22 protein-coding genes, 2 tRNA genes and 1 riboswitch are annotated in these 25,511 nt (G+C 69.2%); of the genes, 12 read left to right on the top strand and 12 right to left on the bottom strand.

What is annotated here, in order from left to right:
• Both LBC97_02680 and LBC97_02675 read left to right on the top strand, forming a co-directional pair.
• Positions 1 to 378, top strand: a 378-nt coding sequence (locus tag LBC97_02680) for a hypothetical protein (GenBank protein ID MDR2564962.1), incomplete at its 5' end; no start/stop codon positions are given.
• 132 nt (positions 379 to 510) lie between these two features.
• On the top strand, positions 511 to 2,907 hold the full coding sequence (locus tag LBC97_02675; protein ID MDR2564961.1) for a right-handed parallel beta-helix repeat-containing protein: 2,397 nt from the start codon (positions 511 to 513) through the stop codon (positions 2,905 to 2,907).
• A 456-nt stretch (positions 2,908 to 3,363) separates the two neighbouring features.
• Here the strand turns inward: LBC97_02675 and LBC97_02670 are convergent, their stop codons facing one another.
• The 4 genes from LBC97_02670 to gabT all read right to left on the bottom strand — a co-directional run bounded on the left by LBC97_02670 (position 3,364) and on the right by gabT (position 8,851).
• Positions 3,364 to 3,681 carry a hypothetical protein gene (locus LBC97_02670; protein ID MDR2564960.1) on the bottom strand — a complete coding sequence of 106 codons (318 nt, stop codon included), beginning with the start codon at positions 3,679 to 3,681 and terminating at the stop codon, positions 3,364 to 3,366.
• 431 nt (positions 3,682 to 4,112) lie between these two features.
• The gene (locus tag LBC97_02665; GenBank protein ID MDR2564959.1) at positions 4,113 to 5,852 is read right to left on the bottom strand and encodes an APC family permease; all 1,740 of its coding nucleotides are present in this window, start codon (positions 5,850 to 5,852) and stop codon (positions 4,113 to 4,115) included.
• A gap of 39 nt (positions 5,853 to 5,891) precedes the next feature.
• A complete protein-coding gene (locus tag LBC97_02660; protein ID MDR2564958.1) occupies positions 5,892 to 7,319 on the bottom strand; it encodes an aminobutyraldehyde dehydrogenase in 1,428 nt (475 codons plus the stop codon).
• A gap of 173 nt (positions 7,320 to 7,492) precedes the next feature.
• The gene (gene gabT, locus LBC97_02655) at positions 7,493 to 8,851 is read right to left on the bottom strand and encodes a 4-aminobutyrate--2-oxoglutarate transaminase (GenBank protein MDR2564957.1); all 1,359 of its coding nucleotides are present in this window, start codon (positions 8,849 to 8,851) and stop codon (positions 7,493 to 7,495) included.
• 324 nt (positions 8,852 to 9,175) lie between these two features.
• Between gabT and LBC97_02650 the strand changes: the two genes are divergently transcribed.
• The 4 genes from LBC97_02650 to nagB all read left to right on the top strand — a co-directional run bounded on the left by LBC97_02650 (position 9,176) and on the right by nagB (position 13,256).
• On the top strand, positions 9,176 to 10,672 hold the full coding sequence (locus LBC97_02650) for an NAD-dependent succinate-semialdehyde dehydrogenase (GenBank protein ID MDR2564956.1): 1,497 nt from the start codon (positions 9,176 to 9,178) through the stop codon (positions 10,670 to 10,672).
• Positions 10,673 to 10,774: 102 nt separating this feature from the next.
• The gene (fbaA, locus tag LBC97_02645; GenBank protein ID MDR2564955.1) at positions 10,775 to 11,800 is read left to right on the top strand and encodes a class II fructose-bisphosphate aldolase; all 1,026 of its coding nucleotides are present in this window, start codon (positions 10,775 to 10,777) and stop codon (positions 11,798 to 11,800) included.
• Between the two features lie 88 nt (positions 11,801 to 11,888).
• Positions 11,889 to 12,290, top strand: a complete 402-nt coding sequence (locus LBC97_02640) for a DUF3151 family protein (GenBank protein MDR2564954.1) — start codon at positions 11,889 to 11,891, stop codon at positions 12,288 to 12,290.
• A 180-nt stretch (positions 12,291 to 12,470) separates the two neighbouring features.
• Entirely contained in the window at positions 12,471 to 13,256 is a 786-nt protein-coding gene (gene nagB, locus LBC97_02635) for a glucosamine-6-phosphate deaminase (protein ID MDR2564953.1), read from the top strand.
• Here the strand turns inward: nagB and LBC97_02630 are convergent.
• The 3 genes from LBC97_02630 to LBC97_02620 all read right to left on the bottom strand — a co-directional run bounded on the left by LBC97_02630 (position 13,253) and on the right by LBC97_02620 (position 17,091).
• Entirely contained in the window at positions 13,253 to 13,966 is a 714-nt protein-coding gene (locus tag LBC97_02630; protein ID MDR2564952.1) for an ABC transporter ATP-binding protein, read from the bottom strand. The genes nagB and LBC97_02630 overlap by 4 nt on opposite strands.
• On the bottom strand, positions 13,963 to 15,897 hold the full coding sequence (locus LBC97_02625) for an iron ABC transporter permease (GenBank protein MDR2564951.1): 1,935 nt from the start codon (positions 15,895 to 15,897) through the stop codon (positions 13,963 to 13,965). The genes LBC97_02630 and LBC97_02625 overlap by 4 nt, the downstream gene beginning before the upstream one ends.
• 6 nt (positions 15,898 to 15,903) lie before the next feature.
• Positions 15,904 to 17,091, bottom strand: coding sequence for a thiamine ABC transporter substrate-binding protein (locus LBC97_02620; protein ID MDR2564950.1), 1,188 nt, complete (start codon positions 17,089 to 17,091; stop codon positions 15,904 to 15,906).
• Positions 17,060 to 17,195, bottom strand: a riboswitch (TPP riboswitch). Its footprint overlaps the gene before it by 32 nt.
• 23 nt (positions 17,196 to 17,218) lie before the next feature.
• Between LBC97_02620 and LBC97_02615 the strand changes: the two genes are divergently transcribed.
• On the top strand, positions 17,219 to 17,464 hold the full coding sequence (locus tag LBC97_02615) for a DUF4235 domain-containing protein (protein MDR2564949.1): 246 nt from the start codon (positions 17,219 to 17,221) through the stop codon (positions 17,462 to 17,464).
• Between the two features lie 22 nt (positions 17,465 to 17,486).
• Here LBC97_02615 and LBC97_02610 read toward each other — a convergent pair whose 3' ends face one another.
• On the bottom strand, positions 17,487 to 18,641 hold the full coding sequence (locus LBC97_02610) for a DUF6177 family protein (GenBank protein ID MDR2564948.1): 1,155 nt from the start codon (positions 18,639 to 18,641) through the stop codon (positions 17,487 to 17,489).
• 132 nt (positions 18,642 to 18,773) lie between these two features.
• Between LBC97_02610 and LBC97_02605 the strand changes: the two genes are divergently transcribed.
• Positions 18,774 to 19,181 carry a sterol carrier family protein gene (locus tag LBC97_02605; protein ID MDR2564947.1) on the top strand — a complete coding sequence of 136 codons (408 nt, stop codon included), beginning with the start codon at positions 18,774 to 18,776 and terminating at the stop codon, positions 19,179 to 19,181.
• Positions 19,182 to 19,191: 10 nt separating this feature from the next.
• Here LBC97_02605 and LBC97_02600 read toward each other — a convergent pair whose 3' ends face one another.
• A complete protein-coding gene (locus tag LBC97_02600; GenBank protein MDR2564946.1) occupies positions 19,192 to 20,052 on the bottom strand; it encodes a hypothetical protein in 861 nt (286 codons plus the stop codon).
• Positions 20,053 to 20,307: 255 nt separating this feature from the next.
• Here LBC97_02600 and purF point away from each other — a divergent pair, with 255 nt between their 5' ends.
• From purF to gnd, 4 genes are all read left to right on the top strand, one after another.
• Complete coding sequence (gene purF / locus LBC97_02595) at positions 20,308 to 21,840, top strand: amidophosphoribosyltransferase (protein MDR2564945.1); 1,533 nt, start codon at positions 20,308 to 20,310, stop codon at positions 21,838 to 21,840.
• Positions 21,841 to 22,968: a phosphoribosylformylglycinamidine cyclo-ligase gene (purM, locus tag LBC97_02590; GenBank protein MDR2564944.1), complete on the top strand. Its 1,128-nt coding sequence runs from the start codon at positions 21,841 to 21,843 to the stop codon at positions 22,966 to 22,968.
• 101 nt (positions 22,969 to 23,069) lie between these two features.
• The gene (locus tag LBC97_02585) at positions 23,070 to 23,267 is read left to right on the top strand and encodes a DUF3073 domain-containing protein (protein ID MDR2564943.1); all 198 of its coding nucleotides are present in this window, start codon (positions 23,070 to 23,072) and stop codon (positions 23,265 to 23,267) included.
• 69 nt (positions 23,268 to 23,336) lie between these two features.
• Positions 23,337 to 24,233 (top strand): decarboxylating 6-phosphogluconate dehydrogenase, encoded by an 897-nt coding sequence (gene gnd / locus LBC97_02580; protein MDR2564942.1) that lies wholly within the window; start codon positions 23,337 to 23,339, stop codon positions 24,231 to 24,233.
• A gap of 12 nt (positions 24,234 to 24,245) precedes the next feature.
• Here the strand turns inward: gnd and LBC97_02575 are convergent.
• From LBC97_02575 to LBC97_02565, 3 genes are all read right to left on the bottom strand, one after another.
• Positions 24,246 to 24,321 (bottom strand) — tRNA-Phe (locus LBC97_02575).
• A gap of 47 nt (positions 24,322 to 24,368) precedes the next feature.
• Positions 24,369 to 24,442, bottom strand: a tRNA-Asp gene (locus LBC97_02570).
• Between the two features lie 87 nt (positions 24,443 to 24,529).
• Positions 24,530 to 25,108 (bottom strand): isochorismatase family protein, encoded by a 579-nt coding sequence (locus LBC97_02565; protein MDR2564941.1) that lies wholly within the window; start codon positions 25,106 to 25,108, stop codon positions 24,530 to 24,532.
• Positions 25,109 to 25,511 lie beyond the last annotated feature (403 nt).

Genomic DNA, 25,511 nt, shown 5'->3' with positions numbered 1-25,511 from the left:
GGTTATATCCGCCTCCAGACCCAGGGTTCGGGCAACCAGCCCGAGTCCTCCCAGTATTCGCGAACCGTGACCAACGTTTCTTCGATCAACTGTCCCCCCAGCGTGGAGATCGACTTGCGGGCCTGGCGCGACGTGCCGCCCTCGGCCACCAGCCATGACGCCATCTTGGCGTCCTCGGCCGAAGAACTGCATAATCACGCGCACCTGGTTTCCGGCACTGTCGTCTGGTTCACGTACACGGTCCGCAATCCAAGCGGCGTGCGCCTGGAAGACGTGGAGGTGCGCGACTCCGGGCAGGGGCAGGATCCGGTATGCGTGATTCCGTCCATACCGGCGCGCGGATGGGCCGGTTGCGCCCGCAGCCACCTCATCCAGTAGCGCCATCCAGTAGCGCCACCCAGCAGCGCCACCCCCCAACGGCCTCGCTCCGCAGCGGTCTTTTAGCAATACGGCTATTGCACAATAGGCCCAAAACCGGAATATCCGTTCCGCCGGCAGCGTTACGTGGGCATGGAAGCAACCCAGAGCTTCAACCATCTCAATACTCGACGAGTCGCAGTAGCCGCCGTCCTGGCCTTGGCGATCGGGCTGGGACTGGCCAGCGGACCGATGGGCGGGCAGACGGCATCGGCGGCGACAGTGGTCACCTACCAAGTGAACACGGCCGACTACAACCCCACGGGCGCCTCCTCCTCTTGTTCAAGCCCCGCCGCGAACGGCGAGGTGTGCAGTCTGCGCAAGGCGATCGAACTGGGCAACGCGGCCGGGGACGGCGTCGAGGTCCGGATCGAGGTCGCGAACAACATAACGGACGCGTGGGTGACCGCGCCCACCGCCGAATTGTCATGGATGACGACCAGCCCGCCCACGGGCGTCGACATTGGCGCCTACTATCACATCAAACGGACAATGACCATCGACCTGGGCAACCGGCTCCACGTCCAGGCTGGCAACACCCTCTCCGGAACGGCCTTCTGGGTGGACGCGCCAGGCGTCCAACTGCTCAACTTCACGAACGTCTTCTCCGGCGCCACCGCGATCGTGTTCTCGCCGAAGTCGGACGGCTCGGTGTTGGAAGGCGGCAGTTCCATCCAAAAGGCGAACAACCGCTGCAAGCGGTTCGCGCTCATCATGGCGGGCGCGGACAACGTGACGATTCGCAACTACAAGATCGGGCGGATCGACAAGGAGACCGCGAGCTACGACGGCGCGATTTCAATCTCCAAAATCTCATGGCAGTCGGAGAAAGTGATCAACAACCTCACCATCTCCGGCGTCACGATCGACGACACGCCTGACGGCTCGTCCACCGCGTGCTCCGATTCAGGCGCCGGCGGCTGCGCCACCCGTGGAATCACGTTCTCGCAGGGAATCATCGTCAACGGCCTCACGATCCAAGACACCTACTTCGTCAACTCCGGCAAGCAAGCCATCCACGTGTACAACTCCGACCTGACAGGCGTCGCCTTGGACAACGTCCATTTCATCGGCACGAAGGACGACGCCTGGTATGCGTACAGTTCCCCCATCTCGGGTCTTACCGTCAAGAACAGCGAGTTCGCCGACCTGGCGGGGGACGCCCTGTCCCTGTACGGGTCGAGCGTTTCAGGACTGGTCATGCGCTGCAACACCTTCTCCAACCTGAAAGCGTCCGGCATCCATCCGCGCGGCTCGTCAGTCGTGACGGCCCCGACGATCCGCCACAACGCCTTCTCCGGCGTGGCGGGCGCGGCTGTCCTTATGGACGGAATAGCGACCGTGTCCAACCTGGACTTTCGCCACAACAGGTTCACCGCCATGCCGGGCAACGCTTTCGCGACCTCTTCGATTTACGCCCACCTGAAGGATTCGTCGATCCACGACAACAAGTTCTCCGATTTCGCCTCGAACGTGTTCCGCTTCGAGAACGCCGACATCTCCTCCTTGAGCATCCTCGACAACGAGTTCACCAACATCCACGCGGGCCTGGGAGCCGCCAACGCCACAATCCTCCTCCCGACCAATGACAGCATTGCGGGCAAGAACACCATCAACGGCAACACCTTCGACAATTCCGGCAACGTCGCAACCGGTGCCCGCCAGGGGTACGCGCTCTACTGGGACTCGGACGAGACCGCCTCCTCCACCACCGCGTCCAACCTTTTCGTGGAGGGCAATGAGTTCAACGGTTACGCGGTAGCGACCATCGCGCTGCGTCAGGCGGGCCTTGCCACGGTGCGGGGCAACATCTTCGGGGTCGCCACCGAGTCGAGGTACCCGAACACGGCCGAGGAGGAGACCCAGGCGACCACCGTGATGTTCAACAACGACGACTCCAACCGCAACATCCCGACCTGGTATCCGACAGCCGCCGCCTGGTCGGCCGAATGCGAGTTGACGGTCACCCTCGCCTCGACCACCAAACCGGCCACCCCGGTCACAATCGACTTCTACTGGACAAGCCTGAGGACGGCGGAGAAGTACCTCGGCAGCGTCACCGGCCTAAGCGCCGCTGGCACCTTCACCGTGCCGGAGGAACCGCCCGCCGATGGCTACCTCCGCGTCCAAACCCATGGCCGGGACAACACCTCCCAGCCGGAGTCGTCGCAGTATTCCCGCACAATCACCAACCCCGACAGGGGCGCCTGCGAGCCCAAGATGGCGGTCGCCTTGCGGGCCTGGGTCGACGTCCCGGCCGGGGCCACCGACTACAACACCATCGTCGAGTCGGGCGCCCACGAGCTCGAAGACCCCGCCCACCTGGTCTCCGGCGCCGCCGTCTGGTTCACGTACGGGGTGGAGAACACCGGCCGGGTCCCGCTCACCGACGTCGTGGTGCACGATTCGCACCACGCCCCCGTCTGCGTGATCGACCTCATCCCAGCGGGTCAGACAAGGGGTTGCGCCCGCGCGGCGACGGTCCCGTAGTTCGCCTGGACCAGCGCCCACCGGTTCGGGGCGTTGCGCCCGCGCGGCGACGGCCCGGTAGTTCCGCCTGATGCCCGATGCCGTCCCCCCAAACCCCCCCTCTCCCCTCCGCCACGCTCGCCCCGGCTTGGGCACCGCCGGGCCTCCGGCCCAGTCGCGGCCTGGTCCGGATTGACCTGAAACGGCTGCGGGACCGGGCAGTTTTCGGCTTGCTTCGGGGAGTTCCGGACAGGTTCCCGTACGCGGCCCGACCGGGCCGGTCCTGTGACCTGGGACGATGCCGTGTGGCGGGTTGGCGGCGTCGGCGGGGGTTGTCCGTTTCTCCCCGAAGCGGCGGTTTTCGGTTTGCTTTGGGGAGTTCCGGACAGGGCCCCTTACGCGGCCCGACCCGGCGGACGGTACGACCAGCAGCCCGCCGACCTGCGCGGACGCCCCTGGCCTAGGTCGCCCCGAGTGTCAACCGAGAGCTTGACTGATGCGGGTGATAAAGGGCATGGGATTGAGGAAGTCGTCGTGGGTCGCTTCGATGATCGTCCAGCCTTCGGCCTGTGGCGCGCGGCGGCGGCGAAGGTCTTCGCGGGCTTGCTCAGGATCCGTGAAATGTTGGCCGCCCTGGTTCTCCAAGGCGGTTTGGCGGTCAACCCAGGCGAGGTCAAGGAAGCGACGCTGCCCCTGGGCCAAGACCCCAAAGCTGACCTGTGGCACGGGGAATCCCGCGTCCCACACCAACAGCCTGGTCTGGGCCTCGGTGAAGGAATCCGTTTTGGGCCGCACATGCTGGTAGACCCTTCGAACTTGCGCGGCTCCCCACATCCTCGGTGCGGCCAGGCCGGCGTCGAATCGGTCAGCGGCAATCCGAGGACGCTTCCGGCGCATGGCCCGTCGCCCAACTGGACCGCGAGGAGGAAGCCCCGCTTGGGGCCGCCAAGGAACAACCCGCGCGGGGAGGGGCAGAGCTGGCGGTCCCGGTTCCACGGTTCCGGCCCGATGAGCGACAGCGCCGTCTGCGACCAACAGTAGGTGGGGTGGGCCACAACGATCCCGGTGGCTGTCCGCCAAGACGTCAGCGGATTGACTGGTCGGTGAACCTGAATGCTGGCACGGCGTGGGCCACGACCCGACGACTGGGGCACCAGGACGTGGACCGGGTTTGGCCGGAGTTCCCCGACCCGCCGGACAAAGCCGCCCAACCCCGGGCAAGACGCCTATTCCGGGGGAGCGGCGGCGACCTCGGCGGGGTCTTCGGAGGCAGTTGGCGACGCGGCGTCGTGGCGCAGGGAGAAGTCCTCGCCCGCTTCGGCGTTCTCCACCTCCGCGTCGGTCAGGGCGTGGAAGTGCGGGTCCAAACCGTTGCCCTCGGCCGCGCCGACGGGGATCGAGGTGGTCGCGCGCCGGAAGAACTCCGGCCGCTTGGTCTGGTTGTAGATCATGAAGCCCACGCCCAGCACAAGGATGAGCACGGACAGGATGAACACCAGCCCGATGTCCGCGTGCCACCGGATGGAGAAGAGTCTCAGGGTGAACGACAGGCTGGAACCGGTGCCGTACTCCGGGTCCAGGGACGCGATCAACTCGTGCACAAACATGAACGCCAGGAACAGGCCGCCCACCAGCGGGAAGAACAACTGGAACCAGAAGTTCCGGAGCGAGGCGAACCATTGCCGCCGGAAATACCAGACGGCCGCGAAAGAGGTCAGCCCGTAGTAGAAGCAGATGAAAATCGCGGTGGTGTACATGGTGTCGGTCAGCACGTTGTCGCTGAGGGGCCGCATAACGGCGTAGTAGCCGGCGGCGACGGCGCCCGCCACGATGGTGGCGGTGCCGGGGGTGGCGAACCGCGAGGTCTTGGCGAACTTGGGTCCCAGCCCGCCGTAATGCCCCATGGCGAGCATGGTGCGCGCGGGCGACACGAATGTGGACTCCAAGGAGGCGAGCGAGGAGGACAAGATGGCCAGGAACACCAGAATCGCCAGGCCTTGGCCCATCACGGGCACGGCCAGGACGGCGAACACGTTCTCGCCTTGCTGGATGGCCTCGCCCCGCAGCCCCAGCTCGCCTTTGCCGACGCCGGCGAAGATGATCGTCGCGATCGAGATGAACAGGTAGTAAATGGTGATCAGCACAATGGTCCAGGCCGCCGCGCGCCCCGGGGTTTTCTGCGGGTCTTTGGTTTCCTCGGTCATGGTGAGCACCACGTCCCAGCCCCAATAAATGAAGACCGCCACGGTCAGGCCGCTGATCAGCGCGCTCATGCCAAAGCCGTCAGCCCGCAGAATGCTCAACGGGTTGAGCCAATCCATTGAGAAATCCAGCCCGGCGGTCGAGGCGGTGCCGTTGTTGTGCTTCACAATCGCGATCACGCCGAAGATGAACACCGCCACCAACTGGAAAGCCACCATGATGTATTGGAACCGCGCGGTGATTTGGATGTCGTGGTAGACGAACCATGTGGCGCCCACGGTCAGCAGAACGACGGACACAACGTTGAACGCCACGTTGTCGGTGTTGAGCGAGGAGAGCGCGTTCCATGAGTCGTCGCCCAACAGGCGGATTACCCAGTCGATGGTCTCGTACAGGAACACCGCCGCGATCTGCGCCAACGAGGCGAGCACCACAATGGTGGACGCGATCAGCCCCCACCCGGTCAGCCAGCCGAAGCGCGGCCCCAAAGCCCGCGCGCCCCAGGTGAACGACGTGCCCGAGTCGGGAATGGACCGGTTTAGCTCCCGGTAGCCGAGCGCCACAAAAAGCATGGGCACCAAGCCGAGCCACACAATCGAGGGGACCCATGTTTGCACCGCGTCGGCCGCGCCGCCCAGCGTGGCGGTCAGCGTGTAGTCCGGCGCTATACAGGAAATGCCGATCGCGACGGCTCCGACAAGGCCAATTGACCCCTTGGCGAGTCCCTTATGCGACAGCTCGCGCTCTTTGGTTTTTTCGCTCATTGAAACAGCTCCTTAAAGGTGATCAGGGGCTAAACGCGGTTAGTGGGCTGACATGACGTGCTTGACGCGGGTGTACTCCTCCAGGGCGTAGTGGCTGAGGTCCTTGCCGTAGCCGGAGGATCCAAAGCCGCCGTGGGGGAATTCGGCCGCCAGTGGAATGTGCGTGTTCACCCAAACGGTGCCGAAGTCCAATTCGCGGGTGAACCGCAATGCGGTCGAATGGGACGCGGTCCAAACGCTGGACGCGAGCCCGTACTCCACGTCGTTGGCGAGCGCGAGCGCGTGGTCGGCATCGTCGAAGGTTTGCACTGTGATGACGGGGCCGAAGACTTCCTGTTGGATCACCGCGTCGTCTTGGCGGACCCCGGTGATGACCGTCGGCTCGATGAAGTACCCGCGGTCGCCTTGTCGTTTGCCGCCAACGGGCACCTGCACATGGGCGGGCAGCGCCTCCAGGAAGCCCAGGACTTTGGCGAAGTGGACGGCGTTGTTGAGCGGTCCGTAGGCCGCGTCCGGGTCCTCGGGGCCGCCGGTCCGGGTGGCCTTCGCCTGCTCGACCAGTTTGGCGGTGAACGCCTCGGCCGCCTTGGCCTCCACCAGCACCCGGCACGCCGCCGTGCAGTCCTGGCCAGCGTTGAAGAAGCCCGCCGCAGCGATCCCCTCCGCCGCCGCGTCGAGGTCCGCGTCCGCGAAGACCACGACCGGCGCTTTGCCGCCAAGTTCCAGGTGGCAGCGCTTCAAAGTGTCCGATGCCGTCCGCGCCACCGCCCGCCCAGCCCGCGTTGAGCCGGTCAAGGACACGAGCGCCGGGATGGGGTGCGCCACCAGGGCTTCGCCCGTCTCGTTGCCGCCCAAGATGACGTTGAACACTCCCTTGGGGAGGATTTCGCCCGCGATTTGGGCCAGCAGCAGGGTCGACTCGGGTGTGGACGGGGCGGGTTTGAGCACAATCGTGTCGCCGGCGGCGAGCGCGGGCGCGATCTTCCAGATCGCCATGAACAGCGGGTAGTTCCAGGGGGTGATCTGCGCGACCACGCCCAGCGGTTCCCGTCTGACGTAGGAGGTCAGTCCTTCGGCGTATTCGCCGGCGCCAATTCCCTCTAGGACGCGGGCGGCGCCCGCGAAGAACCGGAGGTGGTCCACCGCCACCGCGACCTCGTCGGCGCGGATGGAGGCGAGCGGTTGGCCCGTGTTCCTGACTTGCGCTTGGACCAGGTCTTCGGAGCGTAGCTCAATGGCGTCCGCCAACTTGTTCATCAGTGTTTGGCGCTCCGCAGGTGTGGTCTTGCCCCAGGTCTTGAAGGCGCGCGCGGCGGCTTGGACGGCCGCTTCGACGTCCGCCAGGTCTGACAGCGGCGCGAGCGCGACCACTTCCTCGGTGGCCGGGTTCACCACTTCGCTGGTGCCGGCGCCGTGGGAGGGGCGCAATTCACCGTCAATGTAGTTCTGTAAGACTGGCAGTGACATGCGTGGGTCCTTTCGGTTCGCGGGTCGAACTGACGCTGGCGCGCGCCGCGCCAGACGCGAAGGTCGGGTCAGTCAACCACGGTGATGTAACGAATGCGTAACCAAATGGCATTCTATGCAAAAGGAGGCTCAACTGGAGTTCCTTTGCCCACGGCGTGGGGCGCACGGTCCGGTCAGGCGGCGCGCAGCGCCTCGGCGAGCACGTCCATGGCGTCCGTCAGCAGTTCGCCGCTGATGGTCAGCGGCGGCAGGAAGCGGATCACGTTGCCGTAGGTGCCGCAGGTCAAAGTCACCACTCCCGCCGCGATGCAACGCGCGGCCACCGCTTTGGCCAGCGCAGCCGCAGGGGCTTTGGTCGCGGGGTCAACCAGTTCGATCGCCATCATGGCGCCGCGCCCCCGAACCTCGCCGACACGCGGGTCCCACTCTTGGATCGCTTCCAGCCGAGTCCGGAGCACTTCGCCGATCACCCGCGCCTGACGCACCAGCCCGTCCCGTTCGATCACGTCCAGCACCGCCAGCGCCGCCGCCGTGGCGGCTGGGTTGCCGCCATAGGTGCCGCCTATCCCGCCTGGCCCGGCGGCGTCCATGACCTCCGCTTTGCCGACCACTCCGGACAGCGGCATGCCGCCGCCAATTCCCTTGGCGACCGCGATCAGATCCGGGGTGATCCCGCTGTGCTCTATGGCGAAAAAGTTGCCGGTGCGGGCAATTCCGGATTGGATCTCGTCAGCCACGAAGATGACACCGTTGGCGCGGCTCCACGCCGCGATGTCTTCGATGAAACCGGGCGCGGGGACAATGAACCCGCCTTCGCCTTGGATCGGCTCGAAGACGACAGCCGCGACGTTCGCCGCCCCGATTTGGGTTTCGATTTGGGCGATGGCCGCCTGGGCGGCCGCCCGCCCGGTCAGCCCGTCGCGGTACGGGTAGGACGGCGGCACGCGGTAAACCTCGGGTGCGAAGGGGGCGAACCCGGACTTGTACGGCTTCGCCTTGGCGGTCATGGCCATGGTCAGATTGGTGCGCCCGTGGAACGCGTGGTCGAACGCCACCACCGCTTCGCGCCCGGTGGCCGCGCGGGCAATCTTGACCGCGTTCTCGACCGCCTCCGCGCCGGAGTTGAAGAAGGCGGCCCGGACCGAATCGGCGGGCAGTCCGGGGTAGCGCGCCGCGAGCCTTTCCGCCAAGGCGACGTAGCTCTCATAGGGACTGACCATGAAGCAGGTGTGGGTGAACCGCGCGACCTGCTCCTGGACCGCGCGCACAACCGCCGGGTTGGCGGCGCCCACTGTGGTCACGGCAATGCCGGAGCCCATGTCGATCAACGAGTTGCCGTCCACGTCCACCAGGACGCCGCCGCCGGCCTGCGCCGCGAACACCGGCAGCGTCGGGGACTGGAGCGCCCTTGGGACGGCCGCGTTCATCCGCGCGGCCAGGGCTTTGGACGCCGGCCCCGGTATCTCGGTGACAAGCTTCCTCGCCTGCGGCAGGGCGGGCGGGGCTGGGATGGGCTCAGAGTTGTTCGCCATGAGGGCTCCTTCGTTTGGCGGGCTTCGAGCCAAGCCTAACGGGCTGGCGGAAGCCCGCCCGCGCGCGCGGCGCTCGATCAAAGTGCGGTCCTCGGCTGCGATCACCGCGTTCGGCCCGCCCGCGCGCGCGGCGCTCGATCGCCGCCTCGTCGGCGGCCCCCCGCTGCCGGAAGCCCGCCCGCGCGGGCGGGGCGGTGACGGAAGCGCGCGCCTCCAGAACCAGGGCAACGCCGGCCTCGGCGCTTCCGCCCGCGCGGCGCGGGCGGAAGCGCGCCGGGATTACGCTTGTCGGCAGCCAAGAACCTCGGCCCGGAAGGCGGATTCGTGACCCAACAAGAGCAGACAACTGACCAGACCCAGGAGATAGAGGAACTGAAGGGGCGGGCGCTCGGCCTGGCCCCGGCGGCGCTGCTGGTTGGGGGGGAATGGCGGGGCACGGCATCGGGCGGGGAAATCCTGGTGGAAAACCCGGCGACCGGCCAGGTGATCGCGGCCATTCCGGCGGCGGGCCAAGAGGAGGGCGTGGCGGCGCTCGACGCGGCGGCGGGCGCGGCCAAAGCGTGGGCGGCGACGGCCCCCAGACAGCGCGGCGAAGTGCTCCGAAAGGCGTTTGACCTGATCACGCTGCGGGAACGCGAATTCGCCGCCCTGATCACGCTGGAAATGGGCAAGCCACTGGCGGACGCGCTGGGGGAGGTCCGCTACGGCGCCGAATTCTTCCGCTGGTACGCGGAGGAGGCGGTGCGGCTCTACGGCCGGACGGCGACCTCGCCGGAGGGCCACCTCGACATCTTGACAGTGCCCAGGCCGGTCGGGCCGTGCCTGTTCATCACGCCGTGGAACTTCCCGTTGGCAATGGCGACCCGCAAGATCGGCCCCGCGCTCGCGGCGGGCTGCACCTGTGTGGTCAAGCCGGCCTCGCTGACCCCTTTGTCAACGTTGGCGGTCGCCAAGGTGCTGGAGGAGGCGGGCGTCCCCCAGGGCGTGGTCAATGTGGTCCCCGCGCGCGGAGCGGGCGCGACGGCCGCGATCCTGGCGGACAACCGGCTCCGCAAACTGTCTTTCACCGGGTCCACCCCGGTTGGCCAGCGCCTGTTGGCGGACGCGGCGCCCGGCGTGTTGCGCACCTCCATGGAGTTGGGCGGCTGCGCGCCCTTCATAGTCTTCGCGGACGCGGACTTGGATGTCGCGGTTGACGCGGCCGTGGCCGCGAAAACCCGTTCCAACGGCGAGGCCTGCAACGCCGCCAACACCTTCTACGCGCACGCGTCCGTCGCGGACCAGTTCGCGGAGCGCCTGGCGGAGCGGTTCGCCGCCATCCGGGTGGGCGACGGCTTGTTGCCGGGGGTCGGTTTGGGCCCGCTGGTCTCCAAGGACCAGCGTTTGACCGTCGCCGGTTTGGTGGACGCCGCCGTGGGCGGCGCCGCCCGGCCGCTGACTGGCGGCGAGGTCCCGGAGGGCGCGGGGTACTTTTACCCGCCCACGGTGCTGGCGGGCGTGGGGGAGGGCGCATCCATCTTGACCACCGAGATCTTCGGCCCGGTCGCCCCGGTGACGTCTTTCGAGACCGTCGAAGAGGTCCTGGCCAGGGCCAATTCGGTGGACGTGGGCCTGGCCGGGTACGTCTACACTCGCGACATGGCTTTGGTCCAGCGCTGCGCCCGTGACCTGGAGGTGGGCATGCTGGCGGTCAACACCGGCCCGATCTCAAACGCGGCCGCGCCTTTTGGCGGGATCAAGCATTCGGGTCTGGGCCGCGAAGGCGGCCCGGAGGGCATCCAGGAATACGTCGACACCCTCTACGTGGGCCTGCCCCGCTGACGCCGCCGGCAGTGGGACTGGGCCCAACGCCGGAGCCCGCGTCCCCGGCCAGGTGGCAGGATTGGATGGTCTGTTAGTCCACGGAAGTCTTGGAGGAAAGAAATGCCTGTTGCAACACCAGAGATCTACGCCGCGATGCTGGACCGCGCGAAGCAGAACCGCTTCGCCTACCCGGCGGTCAATGTGACTAGCTCCCAAACCGCCACGGCCGCGATCCAAGGCTTCGCTCAGGCCGAGTCGGACGGAATTGTGCAAGTGTCCGTGGGCGGCGCGGAATACCTGTCCGGCTCCACCATCAAGGACCGCGTGGCGGGCTCGCTGGCCCTGGCCGCATACGTCCGCGAGGTGGCGGGGAACTACGGCGTGACCATCGCGCTGCACACCGACCACTGCTCCAAGCCGAACCTCGACTCCTGGGTCCGCCCGCTGCTCGCCATCGAGGCCGAGCAGGTGGCGAAGGGCGGGCTCCCGACCTTCCAGTCGCACATGTGGGACGGCTCGGCCGTCCCGTTGGATGAGAACCTGGAGATCGCGAAGGACCTGCTGGCCCTGTCGCAAAAGGCGCACACCATCCTGGAGATCGAGATCGGCGTTGTGGGCGGCGAAGAGGACGGCGTTTCCGCGGAGATCAACGAGAAGCTCTACACCACGGTCGAGGACGCCACCAAGACGGTGGAGGCGCTGGGCTTGGGCGAGAACGGCCGCTACCTGACCGCTTTGACCTTCGGCAACGTCCACGGCGTCTACAAGCCCGGCGCGGTCAAGCTGCGCCCGGAGATCCTGAACGAGATCCAGGCGGCGGTGGGCGGCGCCTTCGGCCGCGAGCGCCCCTTCGACCTGGTCTTCCACGGCGGCTCCGGCTCCTCCGAACAGGAGATCGCGGACGCGGTCAGCTTCGGCGTCATCAAGATGAACATCGACACGGACACCCAGTACGCCTTCACCCGCCCGGTGGTCGGCCACATGTTCACCAACTACGACGGCGTGCTCAAGATTGACGGCGAGGTCGGCAACAAGAAGGCCTACGACCCGCGCGCCTGGGGCAAGGCCGGGGAGGCCGGCATGGCCGCCCGCGTGGCTGAGGCCGCCCGGCAGCTCGGCTCCGCCGGCCAAAAGGGCAGCTACTAGAAGTCGTCTTCGCGGTTCCCGATGCCGTGTGGCGGGACACCAGCCCACGGCACGGGCGCCAGCGGTCGGCGTTGCGTAACCTGGCCGCATGCGTGAGTCCGCCGCCGCTTTGACCCTGCGGTCGCATCCCGATCAGGCCGCCCGCGCCGAGTATCAAGCCGGGGCGGACCTGAAGTCTGTCGCTGCGGCCTGGCTGGAATCCGGCTGGGCGTGGGGGGCGCTGGGCGCGGCGGCCCTCGGGGATGGCGACCCCGTGGCGGCCTACTCGCACGCCTTCCTGGGCCAGGCGCTCGCGTTCCGGGCGCTGCGGGAAGCGGGCTGGGCCGACGGGCAACCGGTCGACGCGGCGGCGCTGCTGTCAGCCATGGTCACGGCCCAGGCCGCGGAGGCGCTGGGCGAAGACGGCCAGGCCGCGAGGGCCAAGGCGTTCGTGGCCGAACTCGGCCACGACGTCCACGACGCGGAGCTTCTGGCAGCGCTGACCCGCTGAAGCGAAACGGCCGCGTGGCCTGGGGGAACCAGTAGGACGCGGGAGGGCCCGGAGGACGGAAGCGAGGACCTCGCCGAGGCCCTCAACGAGCCTGTTGTTCCCCGACTCCCGGTCCGGCTGTGTGGCGCGTGGCCCCGTGACCTCAGGTTTGGCGGCCTGAGCTGTGAAATGCTAGAGGCCATGGAGGTTGTGATCCTGGAATCCGGCGGGCAGATCGCCGTTTTGGCCGCAGATGCCGTCGAGCGGCTTTTGGCCGCCAAGCCCGCCGCCGTCTTGGGTTTGGCAACGGGCTCTTCGCCGCTGGCCCTTTACGACGAGTTGGCGCGCCGCTACGAGGCGGGGCGGGTGTCGTTCGCGCGGGCAAAGGCGTTCATGCTGGACGAATACGTGGGCTTGCCGCCGGACCATCCGGAACGCTACCGGAACGTGATCCAGCGGGAGATCGCCGGGCGGGTCGACTTCGCCCCCGGCGCCGTGATGGGACCGGACGGCAACGCCGCGGACGTGATGGCCGCCTGCCGGGCGTATGAGCAGGCGATCCGCGAGGCCGGGGGAGTGGACCTGCAGATCCTGGGGGTGGGTTCGGACGGGCACATCGCGTTCAACGAGCCCGGCTCCTCCCTGGCCTCCCGGACGCGCATCAAGACCCTGACCCGGCAGACGGTGGCGGACAACGCCCGCTTCTTCGGCGGCGATGAGTCGCTGGTCCCCCGTCACGTGGTCACGCAGGGCTTGGCGACCATCATGGAGGCCAGGCACTTGGTGCTGATGGCGTTGGGGCGCGGCAAGGCGGAGGCGGTCCACCAGATGGTGGAGGGCGCCGTCTCGGCCCTGTGGCCCGCGTCGATCATCCAGTTCCATCCCCACGCGACAATCCTTCTGGACCGCGCCGCGGCGTCCCGTCTGCAGCTGTCCTCCTATTACGAGCACGTCTACAAGGGCAAACCCGCCTGGCAGTCGCTTTAGCCCCTGAGGCGGCCTTCCGACATGTTGAGGACGCGGTCGGCGGCGGCCGCCTCCGCCGGGTCGTGGGTGACCCACAGGGCGGGAGTGCCGGCCGAGCCCAGAATTGAGCGGACCGCGTCCCCGAGTTCCTCGCGGAAGGAGGCGTCCAAGGCGGACAGGGGCTCGTCCAGCAGCATCAGGCGCGGGCCTGGCGCCAGCGCCCGCGCCAAAGCGACCCGTTGGGCTTGCCCGCCGGACAACGTCGCCACGTCGCGGTGTTCAAACCCGCCCAGTCCGACCAACTCGAGCCAGTGCGCGGCCCGCGCCGCCCGCTCTGAACGGCCCACGCCCGCCATCTTCAGCCCGTAGGCCACGTTGGCGCCCACGCTCAGGTGCGGGAACAACTGGCCGTCCTGGAACATCAAGCCGAAGGCCCGCTTGTGGACGGGGACTCCCGCGAGGTCCTGGCCGTCCCATAGGATCCGGCCCCCGGCCAGCGGTTCCAGGCCGGCGATCGCCCGCAACAGGGTCGATTTCCCGCAGCCGGAGGGCCCTAGCAGGGCCACCACCTCGCCCGGCCCCACGCGCAGGTCAACTCCCGCCACGGCGGCGGCATCGCCATAGCGAACGGTCACCGCCTCCGCTGCGAGCCCCGCAGCCGCCGTGGGCGCGACCGCCTCCAGTGGGCCTGGGGCATTCACCCGGTCCGCCGGGGCCTGACGCCGATTCATTGGCGCGCCTCCTTCCCGCGCGGCCGCCACGGCCGCCATCGGGTTTCCGCCAACACCATCGCCAACGCTGTGATCAGGGCCAGCACCACCGCCCCCGCCAGCGCCAAGCCCAGGTTGTCCGCCCCCGGCCGGCCCAGCAGCTTGTAGATGGCCACCGGCAAAGTGGTCGTGTCCGGCCGGGCCAGGAAGGACGTGGCCCCGAACTCGCCCACGGAGACCGCGAACGCGTAGGCCGCCGCGACCGCCGCCGCCCGCCGGGCCAGGGCCGCGTCCACCCCGGCGAAGACCCGCCACGGTGGCGCTCCCAGCACCGCGGCCGCCTGCCGCAGGCGCGGGTCGACCGCTCTGAGGGCGGGCAGGACGGTTCGCACCACCAGCGGCAGCGCCACCAGCGCCTGCGCCAGCGGGATCAGCCAAAACGAGGTCCGCAGATTCAGCGGCGCGCGGTTCAACGTGATCAGGAAGCCGAAGCCCACGGTCACCGCCGAAACCCCGAGCGGCGCCATCAGCGCCGAGTCGAACAGCTCCTGCGCCCGCCGCGCCCACCGCGCCCTGGGCCGCCGCGACAGCACCACCGCCACGGCCAGCCCCAACGCCAACGCCATCATCCCCGCCACCAAGGCGATCACCACCGAGCGCCCGGCCGCCTGCGCCAGCGAATACGGCAGCCCGTCCCGCGCGGCGCCCAGCGCCCAATAGTTGCCAAAGCCGAACCCGCCGCTGGTGCGCAGCGACCGGTAGACCAGATTCGCCAGCGGCAACCCGATCAGGCCCGCCGCCAGCCCCAAAGCCAGCCATGACGGCCAGTCCACCGCCCAGCGCGGGGCGGGTTCCAGCCCCGCCGCGCGTCCGCCGCGCCGCCGTCGCCCCCGCCCGCCGATGCCGTCCGGCCGCCCCCCAGCCCCCGCTCCGGTCCGGCCCTGCGGCGTACGGGCGACGCGCGCGCCGGCGGCGCCCGTCAGCTTGAGCGCCCGTTCACGCCGCCGCCGCGCCGCCGCGCCGAACCACAGCGCGACCGCCACCACCGCCATCTGGACAATGGACAGCACGGCGGCGGCGCGCAGATTGAGCAACTGGGCGGTCTGCAAGTAGATCTCGGTTTCGACGGTGGCGTAGGTGGAGCCACCCAGGATCAGCACGGGCGCGAACGCCGTCGCGCAGAACAGGAACACCAACGAGCCGCCCGCCGCCAGCGCGGGCGTGAGCGCGGGCAGCGTCACGGTGGCGAGAGCCCGCCACGGACCCGCGCCAAGCACCCGCGCGGCCATTTCCGGACGGGGGTCGAGCCCCGCCCAAAAGGTCCCCACGATCCGGGCCATCAGCCCCACGTTGAAAAACACCAGGGCCAGCAACACCGCCGCAAAGCCGTCGCCAATCCCCAGGAAACCGAGCGGCCCCCCTTGGCCCAACAGGGCGCGGAAGGCCAGGCCGACCACCACGGACGGCAAGGCGAATGGAACCGTCAACAGCGCGCGCAGGACCCCCCGCCCGCGAAACGACCGCCGGTACAGCAGCGACGCGATCGGCACGGCCGCGACCGCGCAGACTGCCGTCGCGGCCGCCGCCTGGCCAACCGTGCGCCCAATCAACCGCCAAGTACGGGGTTTCCCAAGCAACTCGGCGAAGCCGCTCCAGTCCCAGGCCCCGGAGGCGGTAAACCCCCGGACGACCAGCGTGGCGGCGGGCCAGACGAAGAACACGGCCAGGAACGCCGCCGACACGGCGCCGAGCAGCGCCAGCCCCGCCCGCCGCGCCCACGGCTGCCAAGTCTCCGGCTGGGCGGACCGGGCCTGGGGCGCTGGGCCTGGCGCGACGGCATCGGACGCCGGGGCGGTCCGGTCAGCCGCCCCACTGGCGGAGGCGGACCGTGCCCCGGGCGCGGCGCTTGCGTCCTGGGCCGGGTGGTCGGCGGTCGCCGGGCGGCTGATCATGCGGGTCTAGCCGAGGATCTGGTCTGTGAAATCGGCGAGCCACCGCTCGCGGCCTTCGGCGATGTCCTCGGCCGGGACGGACCACGGCTGGGCGGCCAGCGGCGCCCACTTGGCCCAGTCCTCGGGCAAAGGCGTGTCGGCCTTGACGGGGTAAACCCACATCTGGCCGGGCAGGTCCGCCTGGAAAGCCGGGCTGAGGAAGAAGTCCACCACCTGCCGGGCGCCCTCCGGGTTCGCGGCGCCCTTCAGGACCCCGGCGTATTCGACCTGGCGGAAGCAGGTGTTCAGGGCGGCGGCGGTGGCGGGCTCGGCCGCCCCTTCGGGGATCTCGGAAGGCGGCGAAGAGGCGTAGGACACCGCCAAAGGCCGCTGGCCTGAGGAGGACGGCCCGGAGAACTCGTCGTAGTAGGCCTCGTTCCAGCCGGAGACCACCTTCAGGCCGTTGTCCCGCAACTGGCGCCAGTAGTCCAGGTAGCCGTCCTCGCCCTTGGCCGCGATGGTGGCCAGCAGGAAGGCCAGCCCGGGCGAGGATGTGGCAGGGTTCTCCATCACGAGTTGATCCTTGAACTCCGGCTTGAGCAGGTCGTCGAAGGTCAGGGCGGCCCCGTCCGGCACGGCCCGGATGTCGGCGTTCAGGCACACATCGGAGAAGTCCACCGCCGTGAGCTGGCCTTGCAGGTCAGCGGCGTAGTTGTCCTGCTCCGGGCCGGCGGCCGGGGAGACGTACTCCTCCAGCACGCCTTCGGCGATCGCGCGCGAGGCGAACGTGTTGTCAATCCCGAAGACCACGTCCCCCAGGGGCGCGTCCTTGGTCAGGATCAATTGGTTGACCATGGCGCCCGCGTCATCGGCGGGCAGGATCTCCACTTCCAGGCCCGTCTGCTCGGTGAACTGCGCCAGCACGTCTTCGGAAACGTTGAAGCTCCCGTGGGTGACCAGGGTGACGGTTTTCACCGCCGCGTCGGCGTCCAGACTGCCGGCGCCGGGTGAATCCGTCCCGCTCGGCTTGTCGGTGCCGCAGGCGGCTAGCGCCAGGGCGGCCGTGGCGAGCGCCAAGGCGCCGGCCAGCGGTCTGGGGGACCAAGCGCGGGCGGGCCCGTTCTTGAGGTGATGCATCATGCCTCCGTAGTAGCTAAGGAGGGCGCCGGCCAGACGGTCTGGCCGGTGGAGAATCCCGACTTCCTGCGCCGGCATTGTCCGGTTCAGGTTCGAGGGTCTGCTCACGGGACTTCCCCGGAGCACTCTCAGCCGCTCGGCCCGCCGCTGGGCGGACCGGGTTGGCTCCCCTGTCGTTGCGCCAGCCAGACTACTCTTTTTCTGCATGAGGTTAACCCAGCGCCTGGCGACAAGCCTTGCGGCGGTCGCGGCCGGATTCATTGCGAGCCACCTGGTCAAGGCGGTCTGGCGCGGAGTCAGCGGTCAGGACGCGCCCGAAGACCCGGACGATTTGGCGGTGTCCACCATCCAGGTGACGGTCTTCGCCGCAGTCGTGGCGGCGGCCACCGCGATCGCGCAAACTCTGGCCACCCGCAAGGCCCTGAACGCCTTCGGCCACCGCGACGGCTGACGCCAGGCGCTGATGCGGCCGCTCAGTAGCTGGCCGCGTAGTGCAGGGTTTGCAGTTGTTGGGGTGAAATGCCCATTTGGGGGTTCGCCCTGTCCAGGCCCACGGCCTGGAACAACTCGGCCAGGTGCGGGCGGCCGCTGGCTGCAGCGTCGAGCGGCACCATCAGGCCGCGACCGCCCAGCGCGGGCGCGGCCTGGAACCTGGCCAGGGCGCGCCCGGCGTCAATCCGCAGGCCGGAGATCAACCCGTCGCCCAGCAGGATGGACAGCGGCACGGGCGCGCTCGCCAATACCGGCGGGGTGGTCAGCGCCTGATTGCCGGCGCGGGCCATAATCAGCGCGAAAGTGATGTCCGCGGCGCTCGACAGGGCCTCCATGACTTGGTCGGCGGCGGCCAGCTTGCGCCCCAGGCCCGGTCCGCCCAACCGGCCCAAACTGACCAGGCCGCTGACGTGTTCGTGGACAAATTCGGCGCGGCGCTGGAGGACAAGGGTCATGGCGGCGGGCACTTGCGCCGAGCCCGCCACCGCGAAGGCGGTGAGGTCAATCCCGGCCTCTTCGTCGCGTCGGCGCAACCGGGCCAGGTCGGCCGCGTCCCACGGCCGCAAAGCCGGTTCGGTCCGCCCAAAGGCCCACGGCGTCGCGTCGGCGCCGCCGGAGGCGGCCCCCAGCGCGGCCATCAACAACTCGACCAGTTCGCCGGGCAGAGGCGCGGTGGAGGCCAAGTGGCGGGAAGTGGCGTAGATCATCAACTGGGCGTGATCCGTCCGGGCGGGGCGCAGGTGGGCCATGTCGACCTCGTCTAGGTTGGCGGGGCGGGCCGGGTTCGCCGCCTCAGCCACAGCGCCCATCCGGCGCCCGGTCAGCCCATTGCGCAGCCCGCCCGCGCGGCCCATCACCGCCCAGCCGCCCCGGTGGAAGCGGATGGCCTGCCGCATCGGCTCGGACAACTCGGTGAACTCTCCGGACAGGATGACGGGACGGCGCCCGCGGGCGCTGGCGCACCGCAGGAAGGCCATGTGGGCGGCGGTGTACCAGAGGGTGCCCGGCGGGGCTTCGGTGATTACGGCGCCGCCGCCTTGGTGATCGGCCAACCAGGCGGCCAGGGCGTGTTCCACTGGGGTGGGGGCGCGCGAGGCGGGTTCGGGCGAAGCCCGAAGGGGCTCCTGGCTGGACATATTCGATTCCTTCCCCCTAAGGAAACCGCTGGGGCCCGCCGGCGTCCCGGTCCGATTGCTCCTTAGATAAAGGATAAGCGCCGTTGGCGGCCGTTCCCGCCGTCGGGCGGTCCAAAGCGGTAGATTGACCAGATGCCCGCCCGCCGCCGCGTCCCAACCGCCGCCGGCTTGAGCGCTCTTGGGACCTGGGCCGCCGAGGGGCCCCAGACTGACCGCGCCGCCTTGGCCGCGGCCGTCCGCTTCACGCTGGAGGAATTGGCGGCGCTCGCTCCGGGCAACTCGGTCGAGGTCCGGGTCCCGCCGTACGCCGCCGTCCAGTGCCTCGCGGGGCCCCGGCACACCCGCGGCACGCCCCCCAACGTGGTTGAGACGTCCGCCGAGGTCTGGCTCGAACTGGCAGTCGGTCGCCTGACCTGGTCCGATGCCGTTCGCTCCGGCCGCGTTCAGGCCTCGGGTTTGCGCGCCGACCTTTCCGGCGTCTTGCCGCTGCCCCTTCCGGGCGAACGCCCGCCCGAACCGGCCGGCGAAGAGGCCAGTTGAGCGGGCGGCGTCAGGGCCGGACGTCCGCCACCAGGATCGAGAAATTGTCCTGCGCCACCGCCTCGGCCAGGCGGGCCAGCCGCTGAACCGTCTCGCCGGGCGGATCGCGGCGGGCCAGGACCCGGCCCAAAATGGGGGGTTCGAGCGCGCCGTGCAGGCCATCCGAGCAGATCAGGTACCGGGTCGGGGAGGCGCCGGAATGCTCCACCAGTTGTTGGTGCACGTCCAGCAGGCGGGGTGGCCCGCCCAAGCATTGGGTGAGGACGTGCGCCAAAGGACCGGGCAGACGGTCGTCGGAGCTGAGCTGCTCCAAGCGGGAGCCGCGGGGCCTGGCGCCGACCGCAGCGCCGCCGCCTTGGCTTGAGGCCTCGCGAGGCTCGCCCAGACGATAGGACCGGCAATCGCCCACATTCAGGCTGACCGCGATGGCCGGGCCAATCACCAGCAGGGCGGCCGCGCAGCCCATCTGCGGCGTGCCCCAACTCCGCCCGGCCCGCAGGATCCGGTTGGATAAGCCCTCCAGCTCAAGCGCCGGGTCGCCCAGGAGCCGCCACGGGTCGGCGGCGGCCAGTTCCGTGGCCGCTATCGCGGCGGCGTGGGCGCCGCCTAGATGCCCGCCCATGCCGTCGATCACCCCCAGAACCAACAGGTCGTCCGGACCCAGGGCGGGGCTTCCCCCCAGGCGGGCGCCGTCGGCCACCGCCACGGCGCCGTCCGCGAGGATGGCGTCTTGCTGGCTGGAGCGGAACAGGCCTTGGTGCGTCACTCCGGCGTAATCGACCGACCATCCGCCGCCATGGGGGTCGGCGACGGCCGGACCGCGGGCGGCGCCGGGAATGCGTCCGGAGCGGTCGAACGAAGTTGCGGCCATGTTCCTCCCTGGAACAGGAAACTGGTGCACCCAATTCAACTCGCCGCTCGGGCGGCCGGCCACCGCCAGACCCGGCGAGTCCAAACCGGCCGCCCGGCGGTGTTCCGCCGAACGCCGAAACGGCGGGCGGCTCCCCGTGCGGCTGGCGGCGGAGGCGCTGCTCCGGGGCCCTCCCCACGGCATCGTGCGGGAAAGGCGGGTGGCCGGACGGAGTCGCAAGGCGAATCCGGTCCGGCTTTGTGACACCATAGGACGGTGGCGCGCGCGGACGGTCGGTTGGGGCTTGGCTTGTGGCCGGGGGAGAAGGCCCCGGCGGACGAATGCGGCGTGTTCGGGGTGTGGGCGCCGGGCGAGGAAGTCGCCAAACTGACCTACTTCGGCCTTTACGCGCTGCAGCACCGGGGACAGGAGTCCGCGGGGATCGCCACCTCCAACGGGCGCCAAATCCTGGTCTACAAGGACATGGGCCTGGTCTCACAAGTCTTCGACGAGGCGGCGTTGAACTCGCTGGTCGGCCACATCGCGGTGGGGCACACCCGCTATTCGACCACCGGCGGGTCGAACTGGGAAAACGCCCAGCCCACGTTGGGGCCAACCGCCGGCGGGACCATCGCGCTGGCCCACAACGGCAACCTGACGAACACGTTCAGGCTGGCGCGGCGGCTGGCCGAAAGCGACCCGAAAGGCGCCGCCAAAGCCGCGACGGACACGGCGGTGCTGACCGGACTGCTGGCGGGGGACCTGGACCACACGCTGGAGCAGACCGCCGCCCAGTTGCTGAAAGAGGTGCGCGGCGCGTTTTCGCTGGTGTTCATGGATGAGACCACGCTTTACGCGGCGCGCGACCCGCATGGGGTCAGGCCGCTGACGCTGGGGCGGCTGGAAAACGGCTGGGTGGTCGCCTCGGAGACCGCCGCGCTGGACATTGTGGGCGCCTCGGTGGTCCGCGAGGTGGCACCCGGCGAATTGGTGGCGATTGACGAGAACGGCCTCAGATCCGTCCGCTTCGCGGAGCCTACGCCCGCCACCTGCCTGTTCGAGTACGTGTATTTGTCCAGGCCGGACAGCCAACTGGCGGGCCGGTCCGTCAACGCGGCGCGCTTGGAGATGGGACGGATGCTGGCCCGCGAGCACCCTGTCGAAGCGGACTTGGTGATCCCGGTGCCGTCCTCGGGGACGCCGGCGGCGATCGGCTACGCGGCGGAAAGCCGGATCGAGTTCGCCCAAGGCCTGACCAAGAACGCGTACGTGGGCCGGACGTTCATCCAGCCCTCCCAGACCATCCGCCAACTCGGCATTCGGCTCAAGCTCAATCCGCTCAAGGAAGTGATCAAGGGCAAGCGCCTGATCGTGGTGGACGATTCGATTGTGCGGGGCAACACCCAGCGGGCGGTGGTCCGGATGCTGCGCGAGGCGGGCGCCCGCGAGGTCCATGTGCGCATCTCCAGCCCGCCGGTGATGTGGCCCTGTTTCTACGGGATCGACTTCGCCACGCGGGCGGAACTGATCGCGGCGGGACTGGCCACAGAAGAGATCAGGACTTCGATCGAGGCCGACTCGCTGGGCTACATTTCGCTGGCCGGGCTGGTCGAGGCGACCGGGCAAAGCCCGGACGGTCTGTGCACGGCCTGTTTCACCGGCCAATACCCCATCGAAGTCCCAGCCGAGTCGAGGGCGCTGGGCAAGTACCTGTTGGACTCCCCCGCCGACCACCCGAACCGCCGCCCCGACGGGCTGGCCAGCGCCGCTTTGGCCGGTGGCGGCCACACAGCATTGGAGCATCCGTAAATGACCGCAAACGCCTACGCGCGGGCCGGAGTCGACGTGGCCGCGGGCGACCGCGCCGTCGAACTGATGCGCGCCTCAGTCAAAGCGACGCTGGGACCTCAGGTGCTGGGTGCCCTGGGCGGATTCGCCGGCCTGTGGGACGCCTCCGCGCTGAAGGACTACGACCACCCGGTGCTTGTCACCTCGACCGACGGGGTGGGCACCAAACTGTCGATCGCCCAGGCGCTGGACGTGCACCACACGGTCGGCTTCGACCTGGTCGGCATGGTGGTGGACGACATCGTGGTGACCGGCGCCAAGCCGCTGTTCATGACCGACTACATCGCCACGGGCAAGGTCGACCCGGCCCGGATCGCGGCGGTGGTGGCCGGGATCGCGGCCGCCTGCCAGGCCACCGGCACCGCGCTGATCGGCGGCGAGACGGCCGAACACCCCGGCTTGATGATGCCGTCGGAATACGACATAGCCGGCGCGGCCGTGGGCGTGGTCGAACAATCCGAGCTGCTGGGGCCAGACCGGGTGGGTCAGGGCGACGTGATCCTAGGCCTGGCCTCGTCCGGACTGCATTCCAACGGGTTCTCGCTGGTCAGAGCGGTGGTTGACGACCTGGGCTGGTCCTGGGACCGGCAGGTTCCGGAATTCGGGCGGACGTTGGGCGAAGAACTGCTTGAGCCGACCCGCCTCTACACCCGCTCCGTGTTGGAGCTGGCCCGGCGGCTGGGCTCCGACCTGCACGCGCTCTCCCACGTCACCGGCGGCGGGTTGGCCGCCAACCTGTCGCGCGTGCTGCCAGCCCAGTTGGGCGCGGTTGTGTCGCGGGCGTCGTGGCCGGTGCCGCCGGTTTTTCAAGTCCTGCACAACGCCGGGCATGTCGGCTGGCCGGATCTCGAAACCAGCCTCAATCTGGGGATCGGCATGGTCGCGGTGGTGGCCGAACCGGCGGTCGGTGCGGCCTCGGCCGCGTTGGCGGACCTGGGCGAACAGGCCGTGCCAATAGGCCGGGTGGCGCTGCTCGCGGACGTGCGGGCGGAAGCGGAGGACAGGGGCGCCAAAGCGGCCGACCTGACGGCCGGCGCCAAAGGCGTGGCGGGCGGCACGGTTCTGCTGATAGATGAATACCACGCCTGATTTGCGGGCGCCCCGCGGGCTCGGCTCGACTGGCCGGGCACAATCTTGTAACGTAGGCGCATACGATCATGCCGACCAGATAGCACGAGGGGGTCACGTACATGGGGCGGGGCCGTCAAAAGGCAAAGCAAACCAAGGTCGCTCGTAAGCTCAAGTACTACACCCCGGACACCGACTACCGCGCGCTTGAGCGCGAGTTGAGTGGGGGGTCGGGTGCCGGCTCCGAAGACGATCCTTACGCGGAATACGCCGCCCGCTACGCCGCCGATGACGAGGTCTCCGACGAGGCCGAAACCTGACCTCAGCCAACGGGCCGGGTGGTTCCGGAAACGGGGACGGTACCTATTTCCGCCGAGTCAGGCGCCGGAATGGAGGTCAGGGACATGCGATTGGGAATGATTGGGCTTGGCCGGATGGGCGGCAACATGGTCGCCCGGCTGCGCGCCGCCGGCATTGAGGTGGTCGGCTACGACCGCTCGCCCGAATCGGCGCGGGACGTCGCCTCGCTGCCGGAACTCGTCGCCGCTTTGGAGCCGCCCAGAACCGTCTGGGTGATGGTCCCGGCGGGCGCGCCCACCACGCAAACGGTCGCCGAACTGGGCGACCTCTTGGAGGCCGGGGACCTGGTGGTGGACGGCGGCAACTCGCCCTTCGCCGAAGACCAGGCCCACGCCGAGGCGCTCGCCGCCAGGGGGATCGAGTTCATGGACGTGGGGGTTTCCGGCGGCGTCTGGGGGCTGACCGAAGGCTACGCGTTGATGGCGGGCGGGTCCACGGCCGCCTACGAACGGCTGGCGCCAGTGCTTCAGGCCTTGGCCCCGGAAGGGCCCGACGGCTTGGTGCACGCCGGTCCGGTCGGCGCCGGCCACTTCACCAAGATGGTCCACAACGGGATTGAATACGGGATGATGCAGGCCCTGGGCGAGGGCTACGGCCTGATGCGCGCCTCGGACCTGGTGCCGGATCCGGACGCGGTGGTGCGTTCGTGGCGGTCCGGCACGGTCATCCGGTCGTGGTTGCTGGACTTGTTGGCCCGCGCGGTCGCGGAAGACCCGGGCCTGGAGTCGCTGGCCCCCAAAGCCGCCGAATCGGGCGAGGCCCGTTGGATGCTGGCGGCGGCGTTGGAATTGGGCGTCCCGCTCCCGGCGACGGCCGCCGCGCTGTACGCCCGTCAAACCTCCCAGGGCGGCGACAACGCCGCCATGCGGGCGGTGGCCGCGCTGCGCCACCAGTTCGGCGGCCACGCCACCAGCCCCAAGAGCTGACGGAGCGGGCGTTGGTGGCTCGAACCGGCATCGATCCGGTGACCTTCCGCTTTTCAGGCGGACGCTCTCCCAACTGAGCTATCGAGCCTCTAAAGGCAGCTCAGACCGGCCATTGGCCGGTCTGGCAACTGTCCGCGACCCCGACGGGACTTGAACCCGCGACCTCCGCCGTGACAGGGCGGCGCGCTAACCAACTGCGCCACGGGGCCTCAAACGCGCGCAAGACGCGCGGTCTAAAAGCATGCCAGTTTTCCTGGCCTGATGTCCAATCGTCGGAGCCTGTGCCCGCCCGCCGGCTACGCTCCGCCGGTTGTCAGCACCACGCCCGCGCCCGCGAGGCGAGCGCGGGCGGCGGCGCCCAGCTCCGGGGAGACGGGTTCGGTCAAATCGGTCAGGACGCGCGCGGCGAACCCGGCCCGGACGGCGTCCAGCGCGGTCTCCGCCACGCAGTGCGACTCGGCCAAACCGACCACGTCCACCCGCTGGACGCCCGCCGAACGGAGGATGTCGGCCAAACCCCGCCCGGCGGCATCGGACCCCTCAAAGCCGGAATAGGCGGCGGCGTGCTGGCCTTTCTTGATGGCGACGTCGGCCGCCAAGCCGGCCAGGGCCGGGTGCAGTTCGGCGTTGGGCGTGCCCGCCACGCCGTGCGGAGGCCAGGTGTCCACGAAGTCCGGCGCGTCGGAAAAATGCGCGCCTGGGTCGATGTGCCAATCCTGGGTGGTCACAATCAGGGCGTAGTCGCCCCGGTGGGCGTCGGCGTAGGCGGCCACGCGTTCGGCCACGGCGTTGCCGCCCGCCACGGCCAGTTCGCCGCCCTCGCAGAAGGTCGGCTGCACGTCCACAACTATCAGGGCTGAGGGTTCGGTGGTCATCGCCACAGCCTACGCCAGCCGCCCGTCCGCCCGCCCCGCCCCGACACACCTCATGCGACCACCCGGCGCAATGCCGCGCCACCGCGCCAAGGACCGGCGCCCCGACTGCGCCTTTACATTTGCTTTACAAATGTTGACCATCGCGTCCGGGCGCTGCCAGCATCAGACCGTGCCAACTGAGCCCCGGCCAACGCGTCGCGCGTGTCGCCGAATGCCCTCGGCCGCATTCCGCGCGGCCGCCCGCAGCGCAGCCATCGTCTAGCGCCGTCCGCTGATCCCCAGCCGACCGTCCGGGCGTAGCGCGCCCCAGCGCAGTACCCACGGCAGTTCCAATTTCCTTGATTTCGTCAGCGCCGCGCGCCGGCCCTTCATCCGACCCCCATCGCAAAATGACTTGGAGTCG

Source organism: Bifidobacteriaceae bacterium, assembly GCA_031281585.1.
Classification (GTDB): domain Bacteria; phylum Actinomycetota; class Actinomycetes; order Actinomycetales; family WQXJ01; genus JAIRTF01.
This window is presented reverse-complemented; position numbering and strand designations above follow the sequence as displayed.